The 25,307-nt window shown below is 41.0% G+C and carries 27 protein-coding genes; 24 read left to right on the top strand and 3 right to left on the bottom strand.

Features of this window, described 5'->3' with window-relative positions; translation table 11 throughout:
• The first annotated feature begins 55 nt into the window (after positions 1-55).
• From ACQKMF_RS08745 to ACQKMF_RS08725, 5 genes are all read left to right on the top strand, one after another.
• Entirely contained in the window at positions 56-184 is a 129-nt protein-coding gene (locus ACQKMF_RS08745; RefSeq protein WP_072272906.1) for an FbpB family small basic protein, read from the top strand.
• A 142-nt stretch (positions 185-326) separates the two neighbouring features.
• On the top strand, positions 327-470 hold the full coding sequence (locus tag ACQKMF_RS08740) for an acid-soluble spore protein N (protein ID WP_057275900.1): 144 nt from the start codon (positions 327-329) through the stop codon (positions 468-470).
• 62 nt (positions 471-532) lie between these two features.
• Positions 533-778: a small acid-soluble spore protein Tlp gene (gene tlp, locus ACQKMF_RS08735; protein WP_063593348.1), complete on the top strand. Its 246-nt coding sequence runs from the start codon at positions 533-535 to the stop codon at positions 776-778.
• A gap of 158 nt (positions 779-936) precedes the next feature.
• Positions 937-1,368: an acyl-CoA thioesterase gene (locus tag ACQKMF_RS08730; RefSeq protein WP_034312417.1), complete on the top strand. Its 432-nt coding sequence runs from the start codon at positions 937-939 to the stop codon at positions 1,366-1,368.
• 25 nt (positions 1,369-1,393) lie between these two features.
• Positions 1,394-1,687 (top strand): hypothetical protein, encoded by a 294-nt coding sequence (locus ACQKMF_RS08725; protein ID WP_101221898.1) that lies wholly within the window; start codon positions 1,394-1,396, stop codon positions 1,685-1,687.
• A gap of 36 nt (positions 1,688-1,723) precedes the next feature.
• On the opposite strand, the gene ACQKMF_RS08720 is transcribed toward ACQKMF_RS08725, so the two are convergent.
• Positions 1,724-2,020, bottom strand: a complete 297-nt coding sequence (locus ACQKMF_RS08720; RefSeq protein WP_101221899.1) for a HesB/YadR/YfhF family protein — start codon at positions 2,018-2,020, stop codon at positions 1,724-1,726.
• Positions 2,021-2,111: 91 nt separating this feature from the next.
• On the opposite strand from ACQKMF_RS08720, the gene ACQKMF_RS08715 reads away from it, so the two are divergent.
• Positions 2,112-2,597, top strand: coding sequence for an NUDIX hydrolase (locus ACQKMF_RS08715; RefSeq protein ID WP_427572636.1), 486 nt, complete (start codon positions 2,112-2,114; stop codon positions 2,595-2,597).
• A gap of 157 nt (positions 2,598-2,754) precedes the next feature.
• On the top strand, positions 2,755-2,871 hold the full coding sequence (locus tag ACQKMF_RS08710; RefSeq protein ID WP_230176393.1) for a helix-turn-helix transcriptional regulator: 117 nt from the start codon (positions 2,755-2,757) through the stop codon (positions 2,869-2,871).
• Between the two features lie 82 nt (positions 2,872-2,953).
• Here ACQKMF_RS08710 and ACQKMF_RS08705 read toward each other — a convergent pair whose 3' ends face one another.
• Entirely contained in the window at positions 2,954-3,103 is a 150-nt protein-coding gene (locus ACQKMF_RS08705) for a YycC family protein (RefSeq protein WP_065310839.1), read from the bottom strand.
• Positions 3,104-3,429: 326 nt separating this feature from the next.
• Here ACQKMF_RS08705 and ACQKMF_RS08700 point away from each other — a divergent pair, with 326 nt between their 5' ends.
• On the top strand, positions 3,430-4,713 hold the full coding sequence (locus tag ACQKMF_RS08700; RefSeq protein ID WP_427572633.1) for a protoglobin domain-containing protein: 1,284 nt from the start codon (positions 3,430-3,432) through the stop codon (positions 4,711-4,713).
• Between the two features lie 42 nt (positions 4,714-4,755).
• Here ACQKMF_RS08700 and plsY read toward each other — a convergent pair whose 3' ends face one another.
• On the bottom strand, positions 4,756-5,343 hold the full coding sequence (gene plsY / locus ACQKMF_RS08695) for a glycerol-3-phosphate 1-O-acyltransferase PlsY (RefSeq protein ID WP_230176392.1): 588 nt from the start codon (positions 5,341-5,343) through the stop codon (positions 4,756-4,758).
• A gap of 491 nt (positions 5,344-5,834) precedes the next feature.
• Here plsY and ACQKMF_RS08690 point away from each other — a divergent pair, with 491 nt between their 5' ends.
• The 16 genes from ACQKMF_RS08690 to murQ all read left to right on the top strand — a co-directional run bounded on the left by ACQKMF_RS08690 (position 5,835) and on the right by murQ (position 25,304).
• Positions 5,835-6,245, top strand: a complete 411-nt coding sequence (locus ACQKMF_RS08690; RefSeq protein ID WP_230176391.1) for a CoA-binding protein — start codon at positions 5,835-5,837, stop codon at positions 6,243-6,245.
• A gap of 364 nt (positions 6,246-6,609) precedes the next feature.
• On the top strand, positions 6,610-8,595 hold the full coding sequence (parE, locus tag ACQKMF_RS08685; RefSeq protein WP_137018490.1) for a DNA topoisomerase IV subunit B: 1,986 nt from the start codon (positions 6,610-6,612) through the stop codon (positions 8,593-8,595).
• A complete protein-coding gene (gene parC, locus ACQKMF_RS08680) occupies positions 8,585-11,029 on the top strand; it encodes a DNA topoisomerase IV subunit A (RefSeq protein ID WP_427572630.1) in 2,445 nt (814 codons plus the stop codon). Before parE ends, parC begins: the two co-directional genes overlap by 11 nt.
• Before the next feature lie 314 nt (positions 11,030-11,343).
• Entirely contained in the window at positions 11,344-12,945 is a 1,602-nt protein-coding gene (locus ACQKMF_RS08675) for a long-chain-fatty-acid--CoA ligase (protein WP_427572628.1), read from the top strand.
• Between the two features lie 38 nt (positions 12,946-12,983).
• Positions 12,984-14,135, top strand: a complete 1,152-nt coding sequence (locus ACQKMF_RS08670; protein ID WP_063233560.1) for an acyl-CoA dehydrogenase family protein — start codon at positions 12,984-12,986, stop codon at positions 14,133-14,135.
• A gap of 26 nt (positions 14,136-14,161) precedes the next feature.
• Positions 14,162-15,337, top strand: a complete 1,176-nt coding sequence (locus ACQKMF_RS08665; RefSeq protein ID WP_402942502.1) for an acyl-CoA dehydrogenase family protein — start codon at positions 14,162-14,164, stop codon at positions 15,335-15,337.
• A 20-nt stretch (positions 15,338-15,357) separates the two neighbouring features.
• On the top strand, positions 15,358-16,122 hold the full coding sequence (locus ACQKMF_RS08660) for an SDR family oxidoreductase (protein WP_427572626.1): 765 nt from the start codon (positions 15,358-15,360) through the stop codon (positions 16,120-16,122).
• Positions 16,123-16,140: 18 nt separating this feature from the next.
• Positions 16,141-16,593 carry a MaoC family dehydratase N-terminal domain-containing protein gene (locus ACQKMF_RS08655; RefSeq protein WP_101221909.1) on the top strand — a complete coding sequence of 151 codons (453 nt, stop codon included), beginning with the start codon at positions 16,141-16,143 and terminating at the stop codon, positions 16,591-16,593.
• Entirely contained in the window at positions 16,590-16,991 is a 402-nt protein-coding gene (locus tag ACQKMF_RS08650; protein WP_402942508.1) for a MaoC/PaaZ C-terminal domain-containing protein, read from the top strand. The genes ACQKMF_RS08655 and ACQKMF_RS08650 overlap by 4 nt, the downstream gene beginning before the upstream one ends.
• A 128-nt stretch (positions 16,992-17,119) precedes the next feature.
• Positions 17,120-18,817: a sigma-54 interaction domain-containing protein gene (locus tag ACQKMF_RS08645; RefSeq protein WP_402942510.1), complete on the top strand. Its 1,698-nt coding sequence runs from the start codon at positions 17,120-17,122 to the stop codon at positions 18,815-18,817.
• A gap of 774 nt (positions 18,818-19,591) precedes the next feature.
• Positions 19,592-20,455: a branched-chain amino acid ABC transporter permease gene (locus ACQKMF_RS08640; protein WP_402942513.1), complete on the top strand. Its 864-nt coding sequence runs from the start codon at positions 19,592-19,594 to the stop codon at positions 20,453-20,455.
• A 1-nt stretch (position 20,456) separates the two neighbouring features.
• The gene (locus ACQKMF_RS08635; RefSeq protein ID WP_101221911.1) at positions 20,457-21,452 is read left to right on the top strand and encodes a branched-chain amino acid ABC transporter permease; all 996 of its coding nucleotides are present in this window, start codon (positions 20,457-20,459) and stop codon (positions 21,450-21,452) included.
• Positions 21,453-21,454: 2 nt separating this feature from the next.
• Positions 21,455-22,219, top strand: coding sequence for an ABC transporter ATP-binding protein (locus ACQKMF_RS08630; RefSeq protein ID WP_427572622.1), 765 nt, complete (start codon positions 21,455-21,457; stop codon positions 22,217-22,219).
• Positions 22,212-22,919, top strand: a complete 708-nt coding sequence (locus ACQKMF_RS08625; RefSeq protein ID WP_402942519.1) for an ABC transporter ATP-binding protein — start codon at positions 22,212-22,214, stop codon at positions 22,917-22,919. Before ACQKMF_RS08630 ends, ACQKMF_RS08625 begins: the two co-directional genes overlap by 8 nt.
• 22 nt (positions 22,920-22,941) lie before the next feature.
• On the top strand, positions 22,942-24,123 hold the full coding sequence (locus ACQKMF_RS08620) for an ABC transporter substrate-binding protein (protein ID WP_101222243.1): 1,182 nt from the start codon (positions 22,942-22,944) through the stop codon (positions 24,121-24,123).
• Between the two features lie 272 nt (positions 24,124-24,395).
• Positions 24,396-25,304, top strand: a complete 909-nt coding sequence (gene murQ / locus ACQKMF_RS08615) for an N-acetylmuramic acid 6-phosphate etherase (protein WP_230176577.1) — start codon at positions 24,396-24,398, stop codon at positions 25,302-25,304.
• Positions 25,305-25,307 lie beyond the last annotated feature (3 nt).

The following is a 25,307-nucleotide window of genomic DNA, read 5'->3' as shown; positions in this document are numbered from 1 at the left end:
TTTACGTTAATTTGGCAATACTGAAAATTATATTAAAAATAAGTAGGTGAAAAGTATGAAGAAAAGAAAAAGGACATTTGAAGAATTAATTAAAGAAAATAAAAGGGAATTATTGATGGACGTTAAGCAAATGGAAAGACTTGAGGAACGTCTTGAAAAAAAACATATGCAAAAGGCTGAATAGGTTTATGCTTAAAAAGAGCCAGTGCCATGAAGGTCCCTTCAAGGTGCTGGCTCTTTTTTCATGGCTTTTTCAAAAACTGGCATTCATGAATTTCCTCTTTTTTATCCATGATAAGAGAAGGATAAGAGAAGGAGGCGATAAAATGGGTAATCCAAAAAAAGATTCCAAACACTTTAGACCGAGCCATCTAGGGACACAACCAATAGCAGCAGGTGGGAATAACGGTAAGAAAATGCAGGACAAATCCGGGAAACATCCTCAGGTCATTCAAACTAAAGGCGAGTAATCAAGGCTTAATAAAGTAATCGTAATAATATTATGTAAATAAAAAAACATGAGGTGAAATTAATGGGCACAAATAAGAACAATCCGGATAATCGTTTGGATAATGTTGAAAAAATTCAAGATGCAATAGAAAATACGGAAGAGAACATAATAGCTGCAAATGAAACGTTATCATTTTCTTCAGGGGAGGAAAAACAGGCAATTCAGGCTAAAAATGAACGAAGAAGAAAGAGCATTGATGGAATGAAGGAAGAAATGCAAGATGAGCAGGAAGCTCGGGAAAGCGGTTATAGTAACGATAATATGTAAATAACTAGGTAAAGGGGAGAAAGAGGCAAGAAATCTTTCTCCTCTTTTATTTAGGTTCATTGAAGGGAAGCAGTCCAGATTAAGACAGCTTAAATGAATTTTGCACAATTGTTATGGTAAAATGTTTATTGCAATAGAAATGAAAGTGGGGAAACAAAATGTTCATAGCTGAAAACGAAATTGAAGTGCGGTATGCAGAGACAGATCAAATGGGTGTTGTTTACCATGCGAATTATTTAATATGGATGGAACTAGGCAGGACAAAATTGATAAATGATTTAGGGTTTTATTATGCTGATATGGAAGCGGATGGCATCCTCTCACCTGTTATGGATATTCAGGCTTCGTATAAAACCCCTGTTAGATATGGTGATAAGGTAAAAATTAAAACCTGGATTGAAAAATATGACGGCTTGCGGGTCGTTTATGGGTATGAGATCGTTAATGGGAAAAATGAAGTAGCGGCTACAGGTCATTCTTCCCACGTTTGCGTTAAAAAGGAGAGCTTCCGCCCGATATCCATTAAACGCATGTATCCTGAATGGCATGAGGCCTATGAGAAAAATAAAAAGCAGGATGAATTGGTTTAATTATAATTATTGAGGTGATCAAAAGATGGCTTTTGGGATTAAACGGGTAGACGTAGTAGCCTGGAAGCAGAAAATCGATCAAGGCCAAATTGCTTTTTTAACTCATTATTGGCTGGATGACCGATTTCCCGGTTGCAAGACGGTTACAAAAGTGGGATGCAAAGATTTACGGCGTTTATCGGAGTGGGGTAAGCAATACGGGCTTAAAAAAGAGTGGATTCATCACAGGAAGGATGGCTATTCACATTTCGATCTTTTAGGGGAAAAGCAAGCGGAAATTCTTAGAGCGGAAGATATTAAAGAGCGTCTGCTCGATTGAACAAGAAAAAAACAGCGGTTACACCGCTGTTTATTGTCAAGCACTCTTTTCATAGTGAAATTCTGGTTCAGTCAGTTTTTCATTAAAAGTAATAAGTAAATCGTGACCATCAAAGTACCATAAATCCTTTTCTTCTACATAAAAATTAATCTCATTCATAGTTGTTGCGGCTGCTGCAGTTTCAGGTTCTTCCTGCATGATACCTAATGAAAAGCCGCTTTGGACGGTACTATGCCCGCCATATCTTACATAAAAGCGTAAATGAGAGCCTTCTTGAAGCCCCAGCTCATCAATATACCACTTAGCTGCTTGATCGGAAATGGTCAGTTTCATACTCATTCTCCTTCCTAGAGGTTCGTTATTTAAGTATAAAGTAATTATGAAGTAGATGCGAATAATGTGCGTTCAAGAAAGGATTTAACCCATGGATATTATCTATAATATTTGTTTCATAACTCGAAAAAAATTCAACGAAGTCGAAGTGTTGATGCTATTTCGCCAAAAGAATCCCAATAAGCATAAATGGAATGGCATAGGCGGGAAGATAGAACAAGGTGAAACCATCGATGAATCGATGGAACGCGAAATTCTTGAAGAAACTGGATTGAAAGTAAGGGGGATGGCCTTTCGAGGAATCGTGACATGGAATCAAACGGGTGGAATGTATGTTTACAGAGCTGAAGATGCAGGGGGCGGGCTATCTGCCTGTGATGAAGGGGAACTTGCCTGGAAGCCATATCAATGGGTTATGGAGGCAATTGATGTTGTGTCCAACATAAAGTATTACCTAAAAGATATATTACAGGATGAACCACCACAAGAATTCGTCTGTACCTATGAAAATGAACAATTAATATCAGTCAAGAAAAAGCCTTTGCCTGATTGGGCAAAAGAATTGACTTTCAATTAAACCGCCTATGTGCGGTTTTTTTGCTTTTTTGATTCCTAAGCTAAATATCACACAGAGTAGCAGAAGAATATTAGTGATTTTGGTATTTTTTAGCAAGGTTCTGAAATTATTTATTGTGAGGATTTACGGAAAACGAGATGTTAAAAGGGAGTACGAGGTGCTATTGTCATTATTGGCTCAAAAGGATATTTATGGGTATGAGATCATCCAGCACAGTCGGTTAAGTGGGGATTATTTACAATATAAAGAAGGCATGTTATATGCCGATTTATAAGGCAAGAGTATTTAATTAGTTACTGGCAGGATTCCATAGATGACAGAAAAGGAAATGCAAAAATAGCTGCAGATTCCTGCAGCTATTTTGTATTTCCTTTTTCTTTTGCTTCAGCCTCGGCAAGCTTTCTCAGCAAAACGGGTGTAGGCATATGCATGATTTGCTCTAAAGGCAAGTTTAGTGACTTGGATAACTTTAATGCGGTTTCCGGTGATATTTGCAATGGCTTCATGGCACTTTCTCCTATCGTATATAATAGCTAGTTCCAGTGTAGCCTCTGTTCTTCAATTATTCAATCCTTACTTGACCATTTATCCATTAAACGAAAACCATACTATTGATTTGATGGGAAATTAATGTAAAAGCATGTTAGGACTTTTTACCTTGACAAAAGACTTGAAATGAGGCCAAAATAAAATGCGTATAGTCTAAATAGATTATTATTTTTATGTGAATTTGGTTCACTTTAAACGTTATGGATATAAAGACCTGTGTAGTATTGGGTAGAATATCTTGGATCCGCTTTATCGTGAATTACAAAATCAGGGGGAGTGGGATATGGGGATCTTCATAAAAGCGAAGCAGGAAAAAGCAATCTGGTTTCAAAAAGCAAAAGAAACAGAGGGCATATTGGATGTAAGCAGTGAACAGGTGAAAATGCAGGTGACTATCATCGATTTAAAGCTGATACATGCCTTTAGAGAGGCAATCGAGCCCCAGGTAGAGGGAGTTGTTGATGCCTTTTATCAAACGATTCTGCAGGTTCCTGAATTGAAAGGGATAATCACTGAACACAGCACGGTGGGAAAATTGAGGAAAACGTTAATTACCCATATGCTATCTTTATTCAATGGTTTGATTGACGATGATTTTGTTAAATTGCGGACAAAGGTGGCGAAGACTCATTATCGTATTGGCTTACAGCCCCGGTGGTATTCATCGGGTTTTCAAAATGTACAGAATCACTTTCAAAGAATTGTCTTTGAACAAACCAAGAATGAAGATGAGCAGCGGGCATTAATATCAGCGATAGGAAAGATACTAAATCTCGAACAGCAATTAGTCCTTGAGGCATATGAAGTTGAACATTTAAAAGCTAGGGAAAATCAATATAAAGAAATAAAAGAGGAAGTAAAAAGGAAAATCTCGTTAGTTAGTGAAGAAGTCTTGTATTTAAGTGAAGAAACGGATGCTTCCGTTAAGCAATTGATAGAAAACGGGCAATTTGTCAAAATGCAGATCGCAACGCGCGCTGATCAATCACTTCGTTCAAAAACAATGGCTGAAGAGGGGCAGAAGCGCATGCAGATCTTAACGGAAAAGATACAAAACCTTGTTAATTTCATGAAAAATGTTGATGAAAAGATCATTTTATTAAACCAATCTTTCTTAAGCATCACCGAGTTTGTTAAGCTTGTACAGGGAATGGCCGACCAGACAAATTTACTATCATTGAACTCAGCCATCGAGGCAGCACGGGCAGGTGAACATGGTAATGGATTTGCGGTTGTTTCGAATGAGGTCAGGAAACTTGCTGAACAGACTAAGAAGTCGATAGCTGAAATAGATGCAATCGTGCAAACATCAAATGAATATATGAAGGATGTTGTTGATTCTGTCCTAAGGGTCAAGGAAGTAGTTCAAGCAGGCGAGAAAGAATCTGAATTGACGGAAAATTCCTTCGATGAAATAATCGGAGTCATCAACGGGAATATAGCGGATTCTGCAGAAATGGAAATGACAATTAAGGAATTAGTGTCAATCATCCAGGAAATAGGAAACGCTACTGAAAAAGTTTCGAGGCATGCCGATATCCTGAATAACACGGCAAATGAATTGTAGAATGGAAAATAGGCCCATGCATACGGGCCTATTTTTACATGTTTATAACCATTTTACTTTAGGTTCAGTTTTATCGATAATCCGCTTGATGTTTGCGCGATGCCGGTAAAAAATGAAGATCGTTATTATACTGATTACAATAATGAGCGCCAAATCATCAATATGAAAAACTAAACTGTAGATGAGAGCAAGTAGACAAGCAATCATGGATGAAAGCGAGACATATTTGGATATGTATAAGGATATAAAGAAAATGATGACGGCAAAGACAAAAAACCATGGTTCATAAGCAAGAATGACACCAGCAGAAGTAGCCACCGCTTTTCCGCCCCGAAAGTTTGCGAAAATGGGAAACATATGCCCGACTACCGCAATAACTCCGGCTAGCAATAAATGCATGTCCACGCCTAGCATATACGGAAGAAAAGTTGCCAGGGTACCCTTAAGTATATCCATGATAGTAACGGTAAGCCCTGCCTTGACACCAAGTGTCCTGAAGGTATTTGTCCCGCCTAGATTCTTACTGCCATGCTCCCGGATGTCGATTTTGTAGAAAGCTTTACCGATTATTAAACCGGAAGGAATCGAACCGATCAGGTAGGCAGCCAGTATAGTGATAAATGTAAGCATTCTATTACCCTTTCTTTTAAGAAAAATCTTCTTTTTTTTATCACGTTCAGGGGCGATTGTTCCCTTTTTCAAAAATAAACGTGTAGAAATAGCCAAAAACAGCTTTAAAACACCTGTTAAGCTTCTCTTATTGTAACATTTTCGTGACAAAATGGTACGGCTGTCCAAAAAAAATCCACTAAAAAAATGATTTTCCTTGATGAACTTACATCTTTTGATATACGTTAAGTTCATGAAGGGTGAAAGGTTTAGGGTTCCTTATTTTCGTAAATATAAAATGAAGGATGCCTCCTTGTATAAATTGTTACAATCCGTGGTAGTCTGTATGAACATAAAGAAAGTTAAGTGAACATGCCTTTTCGAAACTTATTCTTTCTTGTATAATGGTTTTTCTTAATAATGGTAATAAACAGCTTCCTCTGTAAAATACCTTTTTTAAGGAATACTCTTTATTCAAATATTACATTTTATTATAAAGGGGATAGAAAAGAATGATAGAAAATCCGAGCAGAGAAGAAATGGGAAAGATGTTGAAAAAATCGAAGCGCATAGCTGTCGTTGGTTTATCTAATAACCCTGACCGTACTTCTTATATGGTATCGAAGGCCATGCAGGATAGCGGTTATGAAATCATCCCGGTAAACCCTGCTGTATCTGAAGTGCTGGGTGTCAAGGCGGTTAAAGCCCTGAAAGATATTGAAGGTCACGTCGATATCGTCAATGTTTTCCGCCGTTCAGAGTTCCTACCGGAGATAGCCAAGGAATTTGCAGAAATCGATGCTGATATCTTTTGGGCCCAGCAGGGTGTGGAAAATGAAGAAGCCTATAATTTCTTGAAAGAAAAAGGATATACTGTCATCATGAATCGATGTATAAAAGTCGAACACGCCCTTACTAAGTAAAATGAAGAGCGGATCTTCCGCTCTTTTTGTTAAGGTGTGGCTGTATTTCGACCGAAAGAAGTCAATAGGCAGGGCAAATTTAAGCCATGGACGCTTAATTTGATTAAAAATAGTAAAAGTATATTTGCCAAATGAAAATTTACCGCTACAATTAGAAAGGTAGCTATGATACGTTTTGTTCCACATAAATGTGCTAACGCTAATAAAAAGGACAAAAAAATAGAACACTTGTTCTTTGTTCGTAAAAGTATTATACTTTTTATATGATATTAACGTATTAATGGATTTGTTTAGCTAGTGAGTCATTTCATTGCAGTATGATTTGGCCCGGAAATTGTGTTTTAGTAAGGAAAGGGGAATTTCTGTGGCAAAGAAAGTAAAAACAATCGAGTACAATGATGATGCAATTCAGGTACTGGAAGGACTCGAAGCGGTCAGAAAACGTCCCGGTATGTATATCGGCAGTACTGATGCACGCGGACTTCATCATTTAGTGTACGAGATTGTAGATAACTCCGTAGATGAGGCTTTAGCTGGATATGGAGACCAAATTAGTGTGAAAATACATAAAGATAACAGTGTAAGTGTGTCTGATAAAGGGCGCGGAATGCCTATTGGCATGCATAAATTAGGTAAACCGACGCCTGAAGTCATTTTGACGATTCTTCATGCTGGAGGTAAATTTGGACAAGGCGGATATAAAACGAGTGGAGGGCTTCATGGAGTCGGTGCTTCGGTCGTTAACGCGTTGTCTGAATGGCTTGTCGTGACAATCAAAAGGGACGGGTTCATTTACGAACAACGGTTTTTCAATGGCGGAAAGCCAGAAACCACTCTGGAGAAAATCGGTAAAACCAATCAAGCCGGTACCAAGATCCACTTCAAGCCCGATCCAAAAATATTCTCGGTGACTACTTTTAATTATGAAATCCTATGTGAGCGTCTTCGCGAATCAGCCTTTCTTTTAAAAGGCATGAAGATAGAATTGACGGATGAGCGTAACGACCATAATGAAGTTTTTCACTATGAAAATGGCATTGAAGCGTTTGTCGATTATTTAAATGAAGAAAAAGAGACCCTTCATAGTGTGGTCAGCTTAGAAGGGGAACAAAATGGGATAGAAGTCGAACTAGCCTTTCAATTCAACGATGGCTATTCAGAGAATATTTTAAGCTTTGTAAATAATGTTCGTACAAAAGATGGAGGCACCCATGAGATTGGCGCAAAAACGGCCATGACACGGGCATTTAATGACTATGCCAGAAAGATGGGGCTATTGAAGGAAAAAGATAAAAACCTCGAAGGTACCGATATACGTGAAGGCTTGTCTTCAATCATTTCAGTACGTATCCCTGAAGAACTTCTTCAATTCGAAGGACAAACCAAGAGCAAGCTTGGAACAAGTGAAGCCCGTTCTGCAGTCGATTCCATCGTATCAGAGCACTTAGCCTACTTTTTTGAAGAAGATCCGACCACGAGTACCCTATTGGTAAAAAAAGCGATTAAAGCGTTCCAAGCAAGGGAAGCGGCACGCAAGGCTCGCGAAGATGCAAGAAGCGGGAAGAAAAGGAAAAAATCCGATGCCATCCTTTCTGGGAAATTAACACCAGCTCAATCGAAAAATCCCGAACGGAATGAACTGTATCTTGTAGAAGGGGACTCTGCTGGGGGATCCGCTAAACAAGGACGCGATCGCCGATTCCAAGCAGTGCTGCCATTGCGGGGTAAAGTTATCAATACGGAAAAGGCAAAACTGGCGGATATTTTTAAAAACGAGGAAATAAATACGATCATCCATGCAATCGGCGGAGGTGTCGGTGCGGAATTCAATACGCCTGACACTAACTATGATAAAGTGATCATCATGACTGATGCCGATACCGATGGAGCCCATATCCAAGTGCTGCTGCTGACATTCTTTTATCGCTATATGAAGCCGTTAATAGAGGCTGGAAAGGTTTACATTGCCTTGCCCCCTTTATATAAAGTGAGTAAAGGGACCGGGAAGAAAGAAGTCATTGAATATGCTTGGAGCGACGAGGAACTTCAGGGAGCGATAGACAAGGTGGGGAAAGGCTATATGATTCAGCGCTATAAAGGGCTGGGTGAGATGAATGCCGATCAATTATGGGATACCACCATGAACCCGGAAACAAGGACATTGATACGTGTGAAGATCGATGATGGTGCCCGTGCGGAAAGACGTGTGACAACGTTGATGGGAGATAAGGTTGAACCGCGTCGTAAGTGGATTGAAGCCAATGTCGCTTTTGGTCTCGAAGAGGAATCGAATATTTTAGATAATGAAAATATGTCGATTGAAGAGGAGGTCATTAACGATGGTATTTGAAGAAACGTTTCGAGATTTGCCGCTTGAAGAGGTAATTGGTGACCGCTTCGGGCGTTATAGTAAATATATCATCCAAGATCGGGCACTTCCAGATGCAAGGGACGGTTTAAAACCGGTGCAGCGCAGGATATTGTATGCGATGCATGTCGAAGGAAATACCCAGGAAAAAGGATTCAGGAAATCCGCAAAAACGGTCGGTAATGTAATTGGTAACTATCACCCTCACGGAGATTCATCCGTTTATGAGGCAATGGTTCGGATGAGCCAAGACTGGAAGCTGCGGAAGGTAATGGTCCAAATGCACGGAAACAACGGTAGTATTGATGGCGATCCTCCTGCTGCGATGCGGTATACGGAAGCAAGGCTTTCGTCGATTGCCTCCGAGATGCTGCGGGATATTGAAAAAAGGACGGTCGATTTTGTACCGAACTTTGATGATACTTCAGAGGAGCCCATTGTATTGCCAGCAATGTTCCCTAACCTGCTTGTAAATGGCTCTACAGGAATTTCAGCAGGCTATGCCACTGAAATCCCGCCACATCAACTAGGTGAAGTCATTGATGCGGCCATTATGCGAATCGATAAGCCGGAAGCGACTGTCGCTGACTTAATGACGGTGATTAAAGGGCCGGATTTTCCTACTGGCGGTATCATCCAAGGCATTGAAGGCATTCGTAAGGCCTATGAGACAGGTAAAGGGAAAATAATCATTCGCGGGTTGGCGGAAGTGGAAACGATTCGGGGGGGCAAACAGCAAATCGTCATCACTGAAATCCCATATGAAGTCAATAAAGCAAACCTTGTTAAGAAAATGGATGAATTCCGTCTGGACCGGAAAGTGGAAGGTATCGCCGAAGTTAGGGATGAGACCGACCGTACGGGACTGCGGATTGTCATCGAACTGAAAAAAGAAGCAGATGCAAATGGAGTCCTGCATTATTTATACAAAAATTCCGATCTTCAAATTGCATACAATTTCAATATGGTCGCGATTTATAAAAAACGGCCAACATTGATGAGCCTGCCAAAAATGCTCGATGCATATATCGAACACCGTAAAGAGGTAATCGTGAACCGTTCACGTTATGAGTTGCAAAAGGCACATGACCGGGCACATATCGTCGATGGTTTAGTGAAGGCTTTGTCCATATTAGATGAGGTCATCGCTGTCATCCGGGCATCTAAAGACAAACGGAATGCCAAAGATAACCTCATTGCTAAATTCGATTTTACAGAAGCGCAAGCTGAAGCCATTGTCTCCTTGCAGCTATACAGGCTGACAAATACGGATATTACAGCACTTGAAGCAGAGGCGGCGGAATTGAAAAACAAAATTGAGGAATTGACAAAGATTCTTGGCAGTGAAAAGGTTCTTCTTCAAGTAATTAAAAAAGAACTTCGATTCATTAAAAAGGGCTTTGATGACGGACGTCGTTCCAAAATCGAAAAAGAAATTGAAGAAATCAAAATCAATCTTGAAGTATTGATTGCGAGTGAGGACGTGATGGTGACCGTGACGAAAGAAGGCTATGTAAAACGGACTTCGTTACGATCCTATGCAGCATCAGGCGGTCTTGATTTTGGCATGAAGGATTCCGATCGCCTGCTCCAGAGGCTGGAGATGAATACAACTGATGTCCTGTTGCTGTTCACATCCAAAGGGAACTACCTCTATTGTCCAGTTCATCAGCTTCCTGATATTCGTTGGAAGGAAACCGGTCAGCATATCGCGAACATCATACCAATCGACAGGGAAGAACAAATCATAAAAGCGATTCCAATCAAAGAGTTTGCCGTGCCGGAATTCTTATTGTTCATCACGAAAAATGGTATGGTGAAAAAGACAGAATTAGCTTCCTATAAAGCCCAGCGTCATTCAAAACCGCTGGTTGGTGTCAATTTAAAAGGTGACGATGAACTTGTCGATGTCCATCATACCAATGGACAGGCTGACCTTTTCCTGGTCACCCATAATGGCTATGGTTTATGGTTTGATGAAGAAGAAGTAAGTGTTGTCGGTGTTCGGGCAGCAGGAGTCAAAGGGATTAATTTGAAAGAAGATGATTATGTCATTGGCGGAAAGGTTTTGGCCAAGGATAGTAAAGAATCGATCTTTATCGTTACACAGCGCGGGGCCATAAAGAAAATGAAATTAACCGAGTTTGAAAAAACGAGCCGGGCAAAACGCGGTGTCGTGGTCTTGAGGGAATTGAAATCGAATCCTCATAGGGTCATTGGATTTGATATCATTAACAAAACGGACAGCCTATTCATTCTTTCTGAAAAGGGAACCATTGAAACGATTCATGCCGCTTCATTAAAAAATCATGATCGATATACGAATGGATCATTTGTTTTTGATGAAACGGTCAGTGGAAAAGCGAAAGAATTATGGAAAATATCATTGGAAGATGACTCCGCCATAGAGCAGTGAATCATTTTTTAAAACGGGATGCTGATCTTGATCAGCATCCCGTTTTATTTTCAAATAATATCCTTCTCCACATGCCCCGTACTACAAGTTGATACCTTTTACGAAAGCATCTCTAAATTCAAAAATGACTTATTGAGTCAATTTTAAATCCTAGCATTATGAACCTAATATTATTAAGGGCGCAGCAAATAATTCAATTTTGAATTTTACCATTGAATGAATCAGCGTAACATAACGATTTATTTTTGGCACACTCCTTGCATATTGTTTAGTATGACTTCTTTATTTTTTTGAATGAAGAAAGGGGAGGGCCAATGGATAGACCTTGGAAAAAACATATCCCGCAAGGAAACCCAAGCGAGATTGATATTCCTGACATGTCTTTGACGGAACTATTTTATCAATCAGTCGAACAATATTCGGATAAAACAGCGGTTACGTTCAGGGAGCAAAGGTATACATATTCAGAGTTGGGGACATTAGTGAAAAGATGTGCCCGCTCGCTTGCTGCTGAAGGGATTGGAAAGGGAGATCGAGTGGCTCTTATGCTTCCTAATTGTCCACAATATCCAATTGGTTTTTTTGGAACTCTTTTGAATGGAGCCATTGTTGTCCAAATCAATCCAATGTATAAGGCGAACGAATTAATACATGTCCTGAAAGACTCAGGTGCAAGGCACATCATTGTGCTAGATGATTTAAAACCAGTAGTTGAAGCCGTTATAGCTGCAACCGATGTTGAAAAGGTGTTAAGCGTGTCGCTGGAAAAGGGCAAATGTGAAATGACAAAAAAACTGCTAACAGTAACAGAAGCGGATTTCAGTGTGGAGATTGATCCTGCTAGAGATGTCGCCGTCCTCCAATATACAGGAGGAACGACAGGGCGTTCTAAAGGGGCGATGCTAACACATCGTAATATAGTAGCCAATACGCTGCAGAGTGCAGCCACTTCAAGAATCAATACTCAAAAGGGTAAGGAAAGGGTACTTGGCGTTTCCCCATTATTTCATGTTTACGGCATGACTTCAGGGATGAACCTGACATTTTATAATGGCGGGGAATTAATTCTTGTATCCAAGTTTGAGGTGACGGAGATCGTCGATATTATCAATGATCTTAAACCGACTATTTTTCCAGGGGTACCGACGATGTACATTGCTTTATTACAATATTACCAGTCCCATCCATTTGATTTGCATACATTGAAATCTTGCGTTTCGGGTTCGTCACCATTGCCATTGAATGTATTGTCAAGGTTTAACGAACTGAGCGGGACAAAGATTGCAGAAGGCTATGGCCTGTCCGAGGCGTCACCAGTCACGCACCGGAATCCAGTTAGCGGCCTGCAAAAACCCGGAAGTATCGGGATTCCGATACAAAATACGGATGCCGCCATAATTGACAGTATTACAGGAGAGCCTGCACTCTTGGTTGATACACCAGGTGAATTGGTCATAAAGGGTCCACAGGTAATGAAAGGTTATTGGGGCATGCCTGAAGAAACGCGGCAGACGATTCAAAACGGATGGCTTCATACCGGTGATATTGCCAAGATGGATGAAGATGGCTTCTTTTACATTGTGGGACGGAAGAAAGAAATGATCATAGCAGGCGGGTTCAATATATATCCAATAGAAATTGAAGATGTCTTATACAGCCATCCTAAGGTTCTGGAAGCTGCCGTCTTTGGCGTTCCCGATCAATATCGCGGTGAAACGGTACATGCAGCGGTAGTTCTAAAACCAAGTGAAAGAATAACTGAAAACGAATTGAAGGATTATTGCCGAAAGCAGCTCGCTGCCTTTAAAGTCCCAAAAGCAATCACATTTGAAAGTGAACTTCCTAAGACGGCAGTAGGTAAAATCTTAAAACGCAAACTTCAGGAAAAACATATCGCTTATTCGGATAATATATGAAAGCGCTAACAACCAATTCAAGATAAAGGGGAATGCAAATGGATTTTCGCTTAGATGAAGACATCCTGTTATTAAAAGAAAATATACGCCAGTTTATCGAAGAGCAAATCGATCCATTTTCCATGCAGATAGAGGATGAAGATCATATCCCGGAATCCATTATAAATTTATCGAAGGAAATCGGGCTATTCGGGCTTAGTATCCCGGAAAGGTATGGCGGGCTCGGAATCGGGATGGTGGGAAAATGCGCTTTATATGAGGAAATCGGCAAAACACATAATGGGTATACCACTCTGATTGGGGCCCATACCGGCATAGGGACGGTAGGGATAGTCGAAATGGGCAATGAAATGCAAAAGGAAAAGTATCTACCAGATATGGCAAGCGGTAATAGAATTGGTGCTTTTGCTTTAACTGAGCCTGCAGCGGGGTCACATGCTACGAACCTCAAAATGACGGCAGTCAAAAATGGCGATAAATATATACTTAACGGGACTAAGCATTATATAACGAATGCTGATGTAGCAGATATTTTTACGGTTATGGCCGTAACGGACAAAGATAAAGGGGCAAAAGGAATCACCTCATTCATAGTAGAAAAGGATTTTCCGGGTTTTAGAGTTGGTAGCCTGGAAAGGAAGATGGGTCTTCGAGGCTCACATTCTGCCGAATTGGTTTTTGAAGATTGCGAGGTTCCTGCCGAAAATGTACTGGGGGACGTTGGACAAGGGTATGTAAATGCATTGAAGATCCTTGCAAATGGCCGGGCAGGCCTTGCTGCCCGTAATTTAGGGTCCTGTCAGTACTTGCTCGATCTATCTACTAAATATGCCACAGAACGTGAACAATTCAATGTGCCGATCATAGATCATCAAGCTGTATCCCATATGATTGCCGAGATGGCAATGGAAATAGAAGCACTTCGCTCATTCACATACCGGGTTGCATGGATGGTCGATCAGAAAGAAAAAATCATTAAAGAAGCGGCAATGCTAAAGTTGTATGGTTCGGAAGTATATAATCGTGTCGCTGATAAGGCCGTTCAAATTCATGGCGGTATGGGATACATGAAGGATTATCCAGTTGAACGTTTTTATCGGGATGCCCGAATCACTAGAATATATGAAGGCACGTCCGAAATCCAAAAAAATATCATTACCGGACAATTGAAGAGAAAATATCAAAACTAGTCTAATTGGAAAGCGGAGGGGTTAATATGGATTTACGACTATCAGATGAACAAAAAATGGTACAAAAAACAATACGCAAGTTCGTGGAAAATGAATTGATACCCTTGGAAAATGAAGTGCTTCGCAATGAAATGGCAGGGAAGCCTAGTTTACCAGAGGGAACATTGAAAGATTTACAGGAAAAAGCAAAAAAAGCTGGGTTTTGGGGCATCAATACCCCAGAGGAATATGGCGGGGCAGACTTAGGGCAGCTTATGATGGCAATTGTCTTGATGGAAGTATCAAAAACGTTTGTACCATTCAGCTTTGGAGGTTCGGCTGATAACATACTTTATTATGCAAATGAAGAACAGAAACAGAAATATCTGATCCCTACTATTAATGGTGAGAAAAAGTCCTGTTTTGCCATGACGGAGCCGGGGGCTGGGTCTGATACGCGAAATATTAAAATGACGGCAGTAAAAGAAGGGAATGAATGGGTGCTTAACGGAGAAAAAACATTCATCACTGGAGGAAATGATGCCGATTTCGTCATGGCCATTGCTGTAACTGACAAAGAACGTCATCAAGCAACCGGGACGGAAGGGGTAACCTGTTTCATTGTAGACCGTGATATGGGCTGGAGATCAGAATATATCAATACGATGGGAGAATGGGGACCGGCAGGTTTAGTTTTTGATAATGTCAGGGTACCCGAAGAAAACATCTTAGGGGAAGTGCATGGCGGCTATAAACTAGGCTTGGAATGGATTGGGTTTGCAAGATGGATCGTGGGCGCACGTGCTGTTGGTTCGGCAGAAAGATTGCTGCAAATGGCTATAGAATACGCTAAAGAACGAGTAACTTTCGGTAAACCGATCGCGGAGCGCCAGGCCATTCAATGGCAGATAGCTGATTCGGCCGTAGAAATTGAAGCTGCAAGATGGCTTGTATTGAATGCGGCTTTTACACTTGATAATGGAGAAGACAACCGCCATTTAGCTTCAATGGCTAAACTCTATGGAGCCAATATGGGGAATCGGGTCGTTGATCGTGTATTGCAGATTCACGGTGGCATGGGCTATACGAAGGAGCTTCCCATCGAACGTTGGTACCGCGAAGCCAGGCTTTGGAGGATTTATGATGGTACGGATGAAATACAGCGTATGATCATTTCCCGAAATTTGATTAAGGGACATGTTAAAGTAGGGCAATTTTTATAATAGATTAGGAGGAAACGATTATGACAGGGAGATTTTCAGGGAAAACGGCATTAGTTACAGGTGGAAGCAGGGGGATTGGCCTGGCGATCGTCGAACTATTTGCCAGTGAAGGCGCAAACGTAGCGATTATCGATATCAACGAAGAGGTTTTGACATCAACGGGAAATGAATTAAGGGATAAGGGTTATACCATTTTTACAAAAGTTGCCAATGTGGTCAATCCCGAAGAAGTGGAAGCATCCATAACAGAAATAGCCGACACATTCGGATCGCTTGATATTCTCGTGAATAATGCTGGGGTCATCCGGGATAATCTACTTTTCAAAATGACCGATTCAGATTGGCAGACGGTAATGGATGTGCATTTAAAAGGTACTTTCAATGCAGTACGTGCTGCCCAGAAGCATATGGTTGCAAATAAATACGGAAGAATCATCAATATATCATCCACCTCGGCCCTCGGGAACCGCGGGCAGGCTAATTATTCAGCTGCTAAAGCCGGACTTCAGGGGTTAACAAAAACACTGGCAATCGAATTGGGCAAATACGGGATAACGGCTAATTCGGTAGCACCAGGTTTTATCGAAACCGAAATGACGAAAGAAACAGCTAGGCGAGTGGGAGTGAGTTTTGAGCAATTCATCCAGGACAGGGCAAACAGTATTCCTGTTGCCAGAAGCGGTTTGCCAAGTGATATCGCTCATGCTGTTGCATTCTTTGCCGATGAAGCATCCTCATTCATTAGCGGGCAGGTTTTATATGTTGCGGGCGGTCCAAAAAATTAAGGGAAAAGGCGGGATGTTATGTTCAACGAAAGTATTGGAAAACGATCCAACCCCGTTAAAAATATAGTTGAACGGGGAGCCGTTAAAAAATTCGCATTATCGATTGGTGATCCCCACCCAATTTTCATAGATGAAGAAATAGGCAGGCAATCAAGGTACGGAACGAATATCGCTCCACCAACTTTCCCAAGGGTATTTGATTTTGGGACGATTGAAAGCTTAAATCTACCGAATAAAGGGTTGATTCACGGTGAGCAGATATATCGCTATAACAGGCCGCTGAAGGTAGGGGAAGAAATCACCTGTTATACGGAAGTGAAAGACTATTATGAGAAAAAAGGAAAACAAGGGGAAATGGGATTTCTAGCCTTTAAAAATTATGGGACGGATGCAAATGGGGAAATCGTCTTCACTGCTGAACAGCTTGTCATTATAAATGAAACGATCAGAAGGATGGTGATGAGTAAGTGACGACATTAACCGAACTGCATATTGGTGACTCGTTACATTCCATCGAGCTTGCGCCTGTAACGCGACTGGACCTCATTAAATATGCCGGCGCATCAGGTGATTTCAATCCCATTCATACGATTGATGAGGAAGCAAAAAATGCTGGTCTTCCCGGTATCATCGCGCATGGAATGTGGACGATGGGAAACCTCGCTAAGCTTTTCAGTAATCTATATGAAATTGGTTTTATCGAAGAATACAAGATTCGTTTCAAAGGTATGGTTTTCTTGAATGATGTCATAACCCTTCAAGCGGATCTAAAAGAAAAAAATGGGGATAGATATTTTTTCAAAGTTGCGGCCACTAACCAGTCAGGTAAGGAAGCAATCAGTGGAGAGGTTATTTTTAAGACTTACTGAGGGAAAGTAGTGATGAAAATTATTTCATCACTACTTTTTTTGGAGCGAAATTCGACAATTTTAAAGGAGTTTCGAAAATTATCCAGAATTGTACTTAAAAAGAATTCTTTTTGCGGCGGTGAATAGTAATGAATCAAGTGAAACAGGATTCTCGGATTAATTTGCTCAAAGAGTCGACCATCCCTGCACTAGTCGTGGATTCTGAAAATCGGATAAAGGATTGGGGCAACTATTTTAATCAATCGTTAAGTCAGGATGGTAATAATACACTAACCGAACAATTCGATGAGTGGCAATTTCTCGATAATAAAAGGCTTGCAGCTGCAAGGCTGCATGATAAGCGGTATTTATTTTTATTAATGAAACAAATGGATGCTGACAATATTCTATATATAGGCAGTGAAACAGAATTTTTGGACGATTTATTGATTGATGCGCATGAAACGGATAAATTGAATCGCGCACTGGATGCCATTATCGAAAATTCCTATGATGGAATATACATCACCGATCAAGATGGAATCACGCTTTATACCAATTCGGCAATTGAACGGATCACGGGCATACCAAAAGAGTATTATATCGGCAAATCGGTGGACCAATTAATTAAACGCGGCATTCTGAATGCTTCGGTGACGCATAAGGTAGTGAAGCTGAGACGAACGGTATCAGTCGTACAGGATAATTTTGCTGGAAAGGAAACATTGATTACAGGAAGTCCCGTTTTTAATGCAGAAGGGGAAATAGAGCAAGTCGTTACGAATATAAGAGATTTATCCGATTTAAATGAACTGATGCACGAGTTGACGAAAGTAAATGAACTGAATAATCAATATAAGCAGGAAATCGAAAAACTGCGGAAGATAACAAGTAAGGATGGAGTCGTATTTGTCAGTGATAAAATGAAAATGATTTATGAAATTGCTGAAAGAATATCGGATATAGATGCGACAGTACTCATTCTGGGAGAAACGGGTGTTGGAAAGGATGTCCTTGCCCGAAATATTTATAATCGGAGCATCCGATCTAAAAAAGGAGATTTCATCAAAATAAATTGTGGGGCAATTCCTGCTGATTTATTGGAATCCGAGCTCTTTGGATATGAAGGAGGGGCATTTACCGGAGCCAATCAAAAAGGCAAACCAGGGATGTTTGAGCTTGCAGAGAGTGGGATCTTATTCCTGGATGAAGTTGGTGAGCTTCCCCTGCAACTTCAAGTGAAGCTGCTTCGGGCCCTTCAGGAAAGGGAGATTCAAAGAATCGGTGGAACAAAGCCAAAGAAGATCGATGTTCGCATAATAGCAGCCACGAACAGAAATCTATCGGAAATGGTCAAAGCGGGTGAGTTTCGTGAAGACCTCTTTTATAGGCTGAATGTCATTCCGATTACGATTCCTCCTCTACGGGAAAGAAGGGAGGATATCTTGGCATTGACTGACTTATTTTTAACAAAAGCAAACGAACAATATAAATTCTCAAAAGAAATAGATTCGCGGTTGAAGGAATATTTTTATCAACATGATTGGCCAGGAAATGTCCGTGAATTGATTAATATAGTGGAAAGGCTCGTCGTGCTGACGGATAATCAAATATTATCGATTAACGACCTTCCGGAAGAATATCAGCCGGAAAATCGGAATCAGCCGAACCTCAATGATACCCTAACTTTAAAAGAAGCGGTGGAAAGAGCCGAAAAGGAAATCTTGACGAAAGCGGCTCAAACCTACCAAACTACATATGAAATCGCAGAGGCCCTAGATTCCAGTCAGGCAACAATTGTGAGGAAACTTAAAAAATACCGATTAAAGGTCAGTGGAAAAGAATAGGTTAGTTTGAACAGCACCTCCATTGTTGGAAACCATCCAACAATGGAGGGTGCTGTTTTTTTGTGCATTTTAACCTGGACTTGCTTAAAACGATTAAGGCTGTGAAGGTTATTATTGGATCCCTTTCATTTAATGTCTTCATTTAATTATTTTATTGATTCAGAAATGATTTTTTCAGTCAATAGTGAATGACGAACATCCCGTATGGAATCGTTACTTTTGATTTTTACAATTCAATAATGAATTCACTGACTGGTGAATAGCCTAATTGTCGGTGAGTTCATGTTGGCACGGCACTTGCATTTATAATACAAGAAATAATCTACATACAGGAAATTAATCTGCGTAATGGTCCTTTAGTGGTGTGGAAGGGGTGAACGAACAAGACGATTACCATGGGTAAACCGTTATTAAATGAGAAGTTGTAATCATTGGCTATCCCTAAAATCAGCATCTGCTTGTCTGCACAATCGTACCGCCTAGATTCATAAGGCAGAATGAATGAGGACAAAACGTCATGTACAGTAATAAGTTGTCATTAAAAATGAAAGCGCTAACAAACAATCGGTTTTTTTTTTCGCTATACCTAATCTTTATCTGTAGGTGGAGAATATAGGGAAATAATACTTACTATTCCTCCCCGGGAGGTTGAGCCTGTGAGGGAAAAATTAAAGTGTTTTTCATCACAGAGGTGTGCTTTCAAAATATGGACAGGATGGTAGGCCAGGGAATGAACAGCAAAGTGAAATTCAATAATTTTCAAGGAGGAAGTAAATGGAAATTTTGATCCAGCAGCTTTTTAATGGTTTGACGATTGGCAGCGTATATAGTCTTGTTGCCCTGGGATTGACGCTAGTATATGGAATATTGCATATCCCGAACTTTGCCCACGGTGCCCTATATATGTTGGGTGGATATATCACGTTATCAATGATGACCTTATATGGGGTCAATTACTGGATTGCCATGTTCGTATCCATTATCGTTGTTGGTTTGTTGGGAGTCCTTTTGGAACGTTTCGTGTTTCGCCTGTTAAGGGAGGCACCTCCATTGCACGATAAGATAGCGGCAATCGGAATTCTCCTTTTTCTTGAAGCCTTTGCCCAATTTGTCTGGGGTGCCGACTTCCATACAATGCCTTCTCCATACGGCCAAGTGGTCAATATCATGGGCCTGACGTTCACACTTCAGCGATTATTGATCATCATATCAGCTATCGCAGTGATGGTTTTACTTTACCTTTTCCTAAAGAAAACTTATGCCGGCTCGACGATTATAGCGATGTCCCAAAGCCGTGAAGGTGCTTCATTAGTGGGAATCAACATTAATAAAGTCGCAATGCTTACCTTCATGATATCGGGAGGATTAGCAGCCATCGCTTCATCCCTTGCATCACCGATTAACCTTGTTTTTCCCGGCATGGGGCATTTAGTCATCCTAAAAGCATTCGTCATTATCATATTGGGCGGGATGGGGAGCATCCCGGGGGCGATCGTAGGCGGATATATCCTAGGTTTCAGTGAGAGCCTGGGCGCAACTTATATTTCAAATGATTATAAAGACATCATTGCATTCATTCTTTTAGTCGTAATATTAACCGTGAAACCAACAGGTCTTTTTGCCAAGGGGGAGAGGTAGCGTGAAGATATTAACGAAAAGAAATGGGATTATCGCACTTATCATCTTTGCTTTTTCATTCCCCTTTATCGCTCAAAACGATTATTATCTCCATATGCTGACACTTTCGTTCATCTGGGCGATAGCTGTTTATGGAATCAATTTATTATCAGGATATACTGGATATCTCTCGCTTGCACATGCTGGATTTTTTGCGATTGGAGCATATTCACTTGGCCTCCTGACGGTAAAAGCGGAAATGAACTTTTGGCTGGCACTTGTATGTGCATGCTTAATCACATGTGCAATTGGGTTTTTAATCGGTTTGATCGCGCTGAGGACAAAGGAACACTTTTTCGCGATTTATACCCTATGTGTGGGTTACATCATATATCTGGTCATCGATAAATGGGAAGGACTTACAGAGGGGGTTAGGGGATTGATCGGTATCCCTGCTCCTGGCAATATAGGGCCGATCACCTTCGATACTGCAGCATCCCAATATTATCTAGTCCTCATTTTCCTGCTTGCAGTGATTTTAGTCGTGTATCGAATTATACGCTCGTTGACCGGCAGGACGTATATGGCCATCAGGAACAGCGAGGACCTTGCAAAAACCATTGGTATATCCACAATGAAGAATAAGTTAACCGCATTTGTCCTTTCCACATTCTTTGCAGGTTTGGCAGGTGCTTTGTATGCTTCATTCATTCGTTTCATTGGACCTGATATCGGATCAACTGCCATAATGTTCGATCTATTGATGTATTTATTGGTTGGTGGAATCGGGACACTTTCAGGTCCTTTGGTAGGAACATTATTGTTAGTAATCCTTTCGCAAAATCTGCAATTCCTTCAAGAATATCGAATGTTGATATTCGGGCCATTGCTTACGGTGATCATTATCTTTTATCCGCGCGGAATCGCAGGTGCCTTCTTTGATTGGAAAAGAAAGCGAAAAGATAATGAACTGTCCAGGGTGAGAAGCGAAATGCACATAAAAGCTGAGGAGGGATGAATTTGCTAATCGAAACGAAGAGTTTGACAAAGCGGTTTGGAGGATTGGCGGCCGTCAATAATGTGGATTTTACGATTGAAAAAGGTAGAATCAATGCAATAATCGGACCAAATGGTGCAGGAAAATCAACTTTTTTCAACTTGATCAGTGGCTTTCATCGACCAACTTCCGGGACGGTCCTATTTAAGGGGATTGATATCACCAAACTTCCTGCCAATGAAATAGCGGGGCTCGGAATTTCAAGAACCTTTCAAACGACAAGCCTTTTTGATCAAACGACCGTGTTGGATAATGTCATTGTCGGTCATAGGCTGCGAACCAAATCCAATCTGGTGGATGCCATTCTAAGAACAAAACGTTTAAAACGGGAGGAAGCGGCTTGCAGGGATAAGGCAATGGAGGTTCTTGATATTGTCGGATTGACGAAATCGGCTGACAGAATGGTCTCCAGCATCTCGCAGGAGGAAAAGAAACGGACAGCCATTGCCCTTGCCCTTGCGACTGAACCGGAAATTATCTTTCTTGATGAACCTGCTGCGGGAATCAACCCTGATGAAACGGAAGGCTTGACAGAACTGATTAAAAAATTGAATCGATCGGGACTGACCGTTTGTTTAATCGAGCACAAAATGCATATGATCATGAACTTGGCAGACCACATCATGGTCCTTAATTACGGAGAAAAAATTGCCGAGGGCACACCTAAGGAAATCCGCGGAAATGAAGCGGTGATTAAAGCCTATTTAGGAGGGAGTGCCAGTGCTTAAGTTAACCGATGTCGCCGTGAATTATGGTAGTTTCACTGCGATAAAACATGTGAATATCGAAGTTGCCAAGGGAGAGATCGTTGTTTTGTTGGGAGCTAATGGGGCAGGAAAAAGCACGACTTTTCGTTCCATAAGCGGAATCAGTAAGCTGTCCAAGGGGGAAATTCATTTTCTGGGCATGCCGATAGCGGGCCGTGCCCCGGATAAGAATGTTCGGGAGGGAATCGTCCAGTGTGCCGAAGGACGTAAACTGTTTCCACAAATGACCGTCCAGGAAAATCTGAGGATGGGTGCTTATGTGCATCGAAAGAAGAAAGCGGAGATCAAGGATTCCTTGGAATACGTCTATCACTTATTCCCGATTTTAAAAGAAAAGCATCATGATGAAGCGGGAAGCCTGAGCGGCGGGCAACAGCAGATGCTCGCAATTGGAAGAGCTTTGATGTCGAAACCGAAATTGTTGATGCTTGATGAGCCTTCGGTGGGACTCGCTCCACTTATTGTTGAACAAATGTTTCTGGTCATTGAAGAAATAAACCGCGAAGGAATCACGGTCCTGCTTGCTGAACAAAACGCGAATGCTGCTCTCGGCATTGCAGATAAAGGATATGTTTTTGAAAATGGGGAAATTGTCGTTCAAGGGACAGCAAGTGAGTTATTAGCCAATGATGAAGTAAGGAAAGCGTATATTGGAGCCTGAAAAAATTGAATGGGGGATTTTCATGAAAAAACTGAAAGTATTATTTATTTTTCTCCTGCTAATGATCACTGTGTTGACTGGGTGCAATAAAGGGGATAGCACTGTGTCAAGCAGTGGCAGTAAAGGCAAAAGTGATAATGTCGTTAACATCGGTTTTAGCGGTCCTTTAAGCGGTGCGGCAGCGTTATATGGGAAACGGACATTGAATGGTGTAGAAATGGCTGTCAATGAAATTAATGATGCTGGCGGGTTTGAAGTAGATGGTAAGAAATACACATTAAATTTAGTTTCGTTGGATGATAAATACCTTCCAAATGAAACAGGGTCGAATGCTAAACGGTTAATTCAGGAATATGATACGCCGATCATTTTCACGCCTCATAGCGGAGGTGTGCTGGCACTTCAGGTTTTTAATGAACAAGAGGAATTCATAATTGGGGCATATACGAGTGAACCGGCAGTGACCGAAAGCGGAAATTCATTAACCGTTCGAATTCCACCGAATTACGAGGGGTATATTGAACCTTTTACAACATATGCAATGGAACATTTCGGCAAGAAGATTGCCGCTTTGCCAACATCTTCGCAATACGGTAAAGACTGGACGGAGGCCGTGCTCCCACATTGGGAAAAGCAAGGCGGAAAAGTCGTTTATAATTCATCGATTGATTTCGCCAAAGAAACCGATTTCTTTACGATTGTCACCAATGCCTTGAAAAAAGATCCTGATGTGCTATTTATCGGTGGTGCTTCGGAACCTACGGCAAAAGTAGCGAAGCAAGCTCGGGAGCTAGGCTTTAAGGGTGGTTTCATCATCATGGATCAAGCAAAGCTGGATCAAATGAAGCCGATTGCAGGGTCATATGAAACATTGGAAGGCTCGATTGGCGTTTTGCCACTGATGGACTCAGATGAAGAAGCAATACCTGCTTTCGTTGAGAAATATCAAAAGAATTATAAGGAAGATCCAAGCTCAGAAGTAGGATTGAATTATATCGCCATGTATGCGTTTGTAGAAGCGATGAAATCTGCAGGCAGCGTTGATGATGCCAAGGCCATCCGTAAGCATATGCAAGATGGACTTTCCAATATAGGGCCAGATCAAAAAATATACGATATTCCCTCGATTGATGAAAATGGAGGATTTGCATCAACTATTGTCGTCGGTGCAGTAGAAAACGGGAAAGTAGTCCCTATTCGTTAACTGGGTAAAGGAATGAGGTATCCTGGGGCCGAAGTAGTATACTAGTTTGGCATTTTATTATATAACTTGTGCGTGTATCGTTCCCAAGTTTGGGGACGGTACACGTTTTTTTATTGTTGAAAAAATCCTGTGGTGCAAGATCACCAAAAATATCTTGTATCCGAGTAATGAAAACGCTATCATTGAATATAATATGAAATATAATTTCATTATTTTCTATTAAAAAACGAAATTATATTTAAGTAATTGTTTATGGGAGGATTTAATTGTCTATGGAAGAACATTTGCGTTCATTAACGACTGAATTACGGAACGAAAAGACAATGAATATCGACAGTGTAAATACGATGGAAATCATTTCTGCAATCAATAAAGAAGATTTTAAAGTGGCAGCAGCGGTTGAGGAGGTATTGTCAGAAATTGAAACGGTGGTTGAATGGGCTTGCGAATCGTTAAAAAAAGGGGGGAGACTCATTTACATCGGAGCAGGAACGAGCGGAAGACTCGGTGTGCTTGATGCAGTGGAATGTCCCCCGACTTTCAGCACACCGCCTGATAGGGTACTGGGAATAATCGCAGGAGGGGAAAAGGCGTTTGTTCGGGCTGTTGAAGGAGCAGAGGATAAAGAAGAGTTTGGGGAATGTGATCTGATGGATGTGGGCCTTACAGCAAATGATACGGTTATTGGCATTGCGGCAAGCGGTCGTACCCCTTATGTGAAGGGCGCTTTACGTTATGCAAGAAAAGTCGGGGCTAAAGCGGTTGCTTTATCATGCAATAAAAACGCGAGCATCACAGAAGCAGCGGATATAGGGATTGAAGTGGTTGTCGGACCGGAAGTGTTAACAGGATCCACGAGAATGAAAGCCGCAACCGCACATAAAATGGTACTCAATATGATTTCAACGGCAACCATGATCCGGCTGGGAAAAGTCTATGAAAATCTGATGGTAGATGTAAATGTCAGTAATCAAAAACTGAAAGACCGTGCAATAAGCATCATAGAAACTGTAACGAATGCTGACTATGATCAAGCATTGAATACGCTTGAAAAGGCAAATAATCAAGTTAAGCCAGCGATTGTCATGATAAAAACGGCAACAGATTATGAAAAAGCAATGGAGTTACTGGAAAATGCTGATGGAGATGTCAGAAAAGCCATCTCAATCTATGAAGATTAAGGA

The sequence above is a fragment of the Peribacillus sp. NPDC101480 genome, from assembly GCF_050277335.1.
In the GTDB taxonomy this organism is placed as follows: Bacteria; Bacillota; Bacilli; order Bacillales; family DSM-1321; genus Peribacillus.
Note: the sequence above shows the minus strand (reverse complement) of the source record. Positions and strands in the feature narration are given on the sequence as shown.

Coding starts and splice junctions, on each gene's coding strand:
- ACQKMF_RS08715 (WP_427572636.1), top strand. CDS start 2,112: ATGGATATTATCTATAATATTTGTTTCATAACTCGAAAAAAATTCAAC.
- ACQKMF_RS08705 (WP_065310839.1), bottom strand. CDS start 3,103: ATGAAGCCATTGCAAATATCACCGGAAACCGCATTAAAGTTATCCAAG.
- ACQKMF_RS08665 (WP_402942502.1), top strand. CDS start 14,162: ATGGATTTACGACTATCAGATGAACAAAAAATGGTACAAAAAACAATA.
- ACQKMF_RS08690 (WP_230176391.1), top strand. CDS start 5,835: ATGATAGAAAATCCGAGCAGAGAAGAAATGGGAAAGATGTTGAAAAAA.
- ACQKMF_RS08660 (WP_427572626.1), top strand. CDS start 15,358: ATGACAGGGAGATTTTCAGGGAAAACGGCATTAGTTACAGGTGGAAGC.
- parC (WP_427572630.1), top strand. CDS start 8,585: ATGGTATTTGAAGAAACGTTTCGAGATTTGCCGCTTGAAGAGGTAATT.
- ACQKMF_RS08645 (WP_402942510.1), top strand. CDS start 17,120: ATGAATCAAGTGAAACAGGATTCTCGGATTAATTTGCTCAAAGAGTCG.
- ACQKMF_RS08725 (WP_101221898.1), top strand. CDS start 1,394: ATGGCTTTTGGGATTAAACGGGTAGACGTAGTAGCCTGGAAGCAGAAA.
- ACQKMF_RS08670 (WP_063233560.1), top strand. CDS start 12,984: ATGGATTTTCGCTTAGATGAAGACATCCTGTTATTAAAAGAAAATATA.
- plsY (WP_230176392.1), bottom strand. CDS start 5,343: ATGCTTACATTTATCACTATACTGGCTGCCTACCTGATCGGTTCGATT.
- tlp (WP_063593348.1), top strand. CDS start 533: ATGGGCACAAATAAGAACAATCCGGATAATCGTTTGGATAATGTTGAA.
- ACQKMF_RS08640 (WP_402942513.1), top strand. CDS start 19,592: ATGGAAATTTTGATCCAGCAGCTTTTTAATGGTTTGACGATTGGCAGC.
- ACQKMF_RS08745 (WP_072272906.1), top strand. CDS start 56: ATGAAGAAAAGAAAAAGGACATTTGAAGAATTAATTAAAGAAAATAAA.
- ACQKMF_RS08720 (WP_101221899.1), bottom strand. CDS start 2,020: ATGAAACTGACCATTTCCGATCAAGCAGCTAAGTGGTATATTGATGAG.
- murQ (WP_230176577.1), top strand. CDS start 24,396: ATGGAAGAACATTTGCGTTCATTAACGACTGAATTACGGAACGAAAAG.
- ACQKMF_RS08620 (WP_101222243.1), top strand. CDS start 22,942: ATGAAAAAACTGAAAGTATTATTTATTTTTCTCCTGCTAATGATCACT.
- ACQKMF_RS08700 (WP_427572633.1), top strand. CDS start 3,430: ATGGGGATCTTCATAAAAGCGAAGCAGGAAAAAGCAATCTGGTTTCAA.
- ACQKMF_RS08655 (WP_101221909.1), top strand. CDS start 16,141: ATGTTCAACGAAAGTATTGGAAAACGATCCAACCCCGTTAAAAATATA.
- ACQKMF_RS08730 (WP_034312417.1), top strand. CDS start 937: ATGTTCATAGCTGAAAACGAAATTGAAGTGCGGTATGCAGAGACAGAT.
- ACQKMF_RS08675 (WP_427572628.1), top strand. CDS start 11,344: ATGGATAGACCTTGGAAAAAACATATCCCGCAAGGAAACCCAAGCGAG.
- ACQKMF_RS08740 (WP_057275900.1), top strand. CDS start 327: ATGGGTAATCCAAAAAAAGATTCCAAACACTTTAGACCGAGCCATCTA.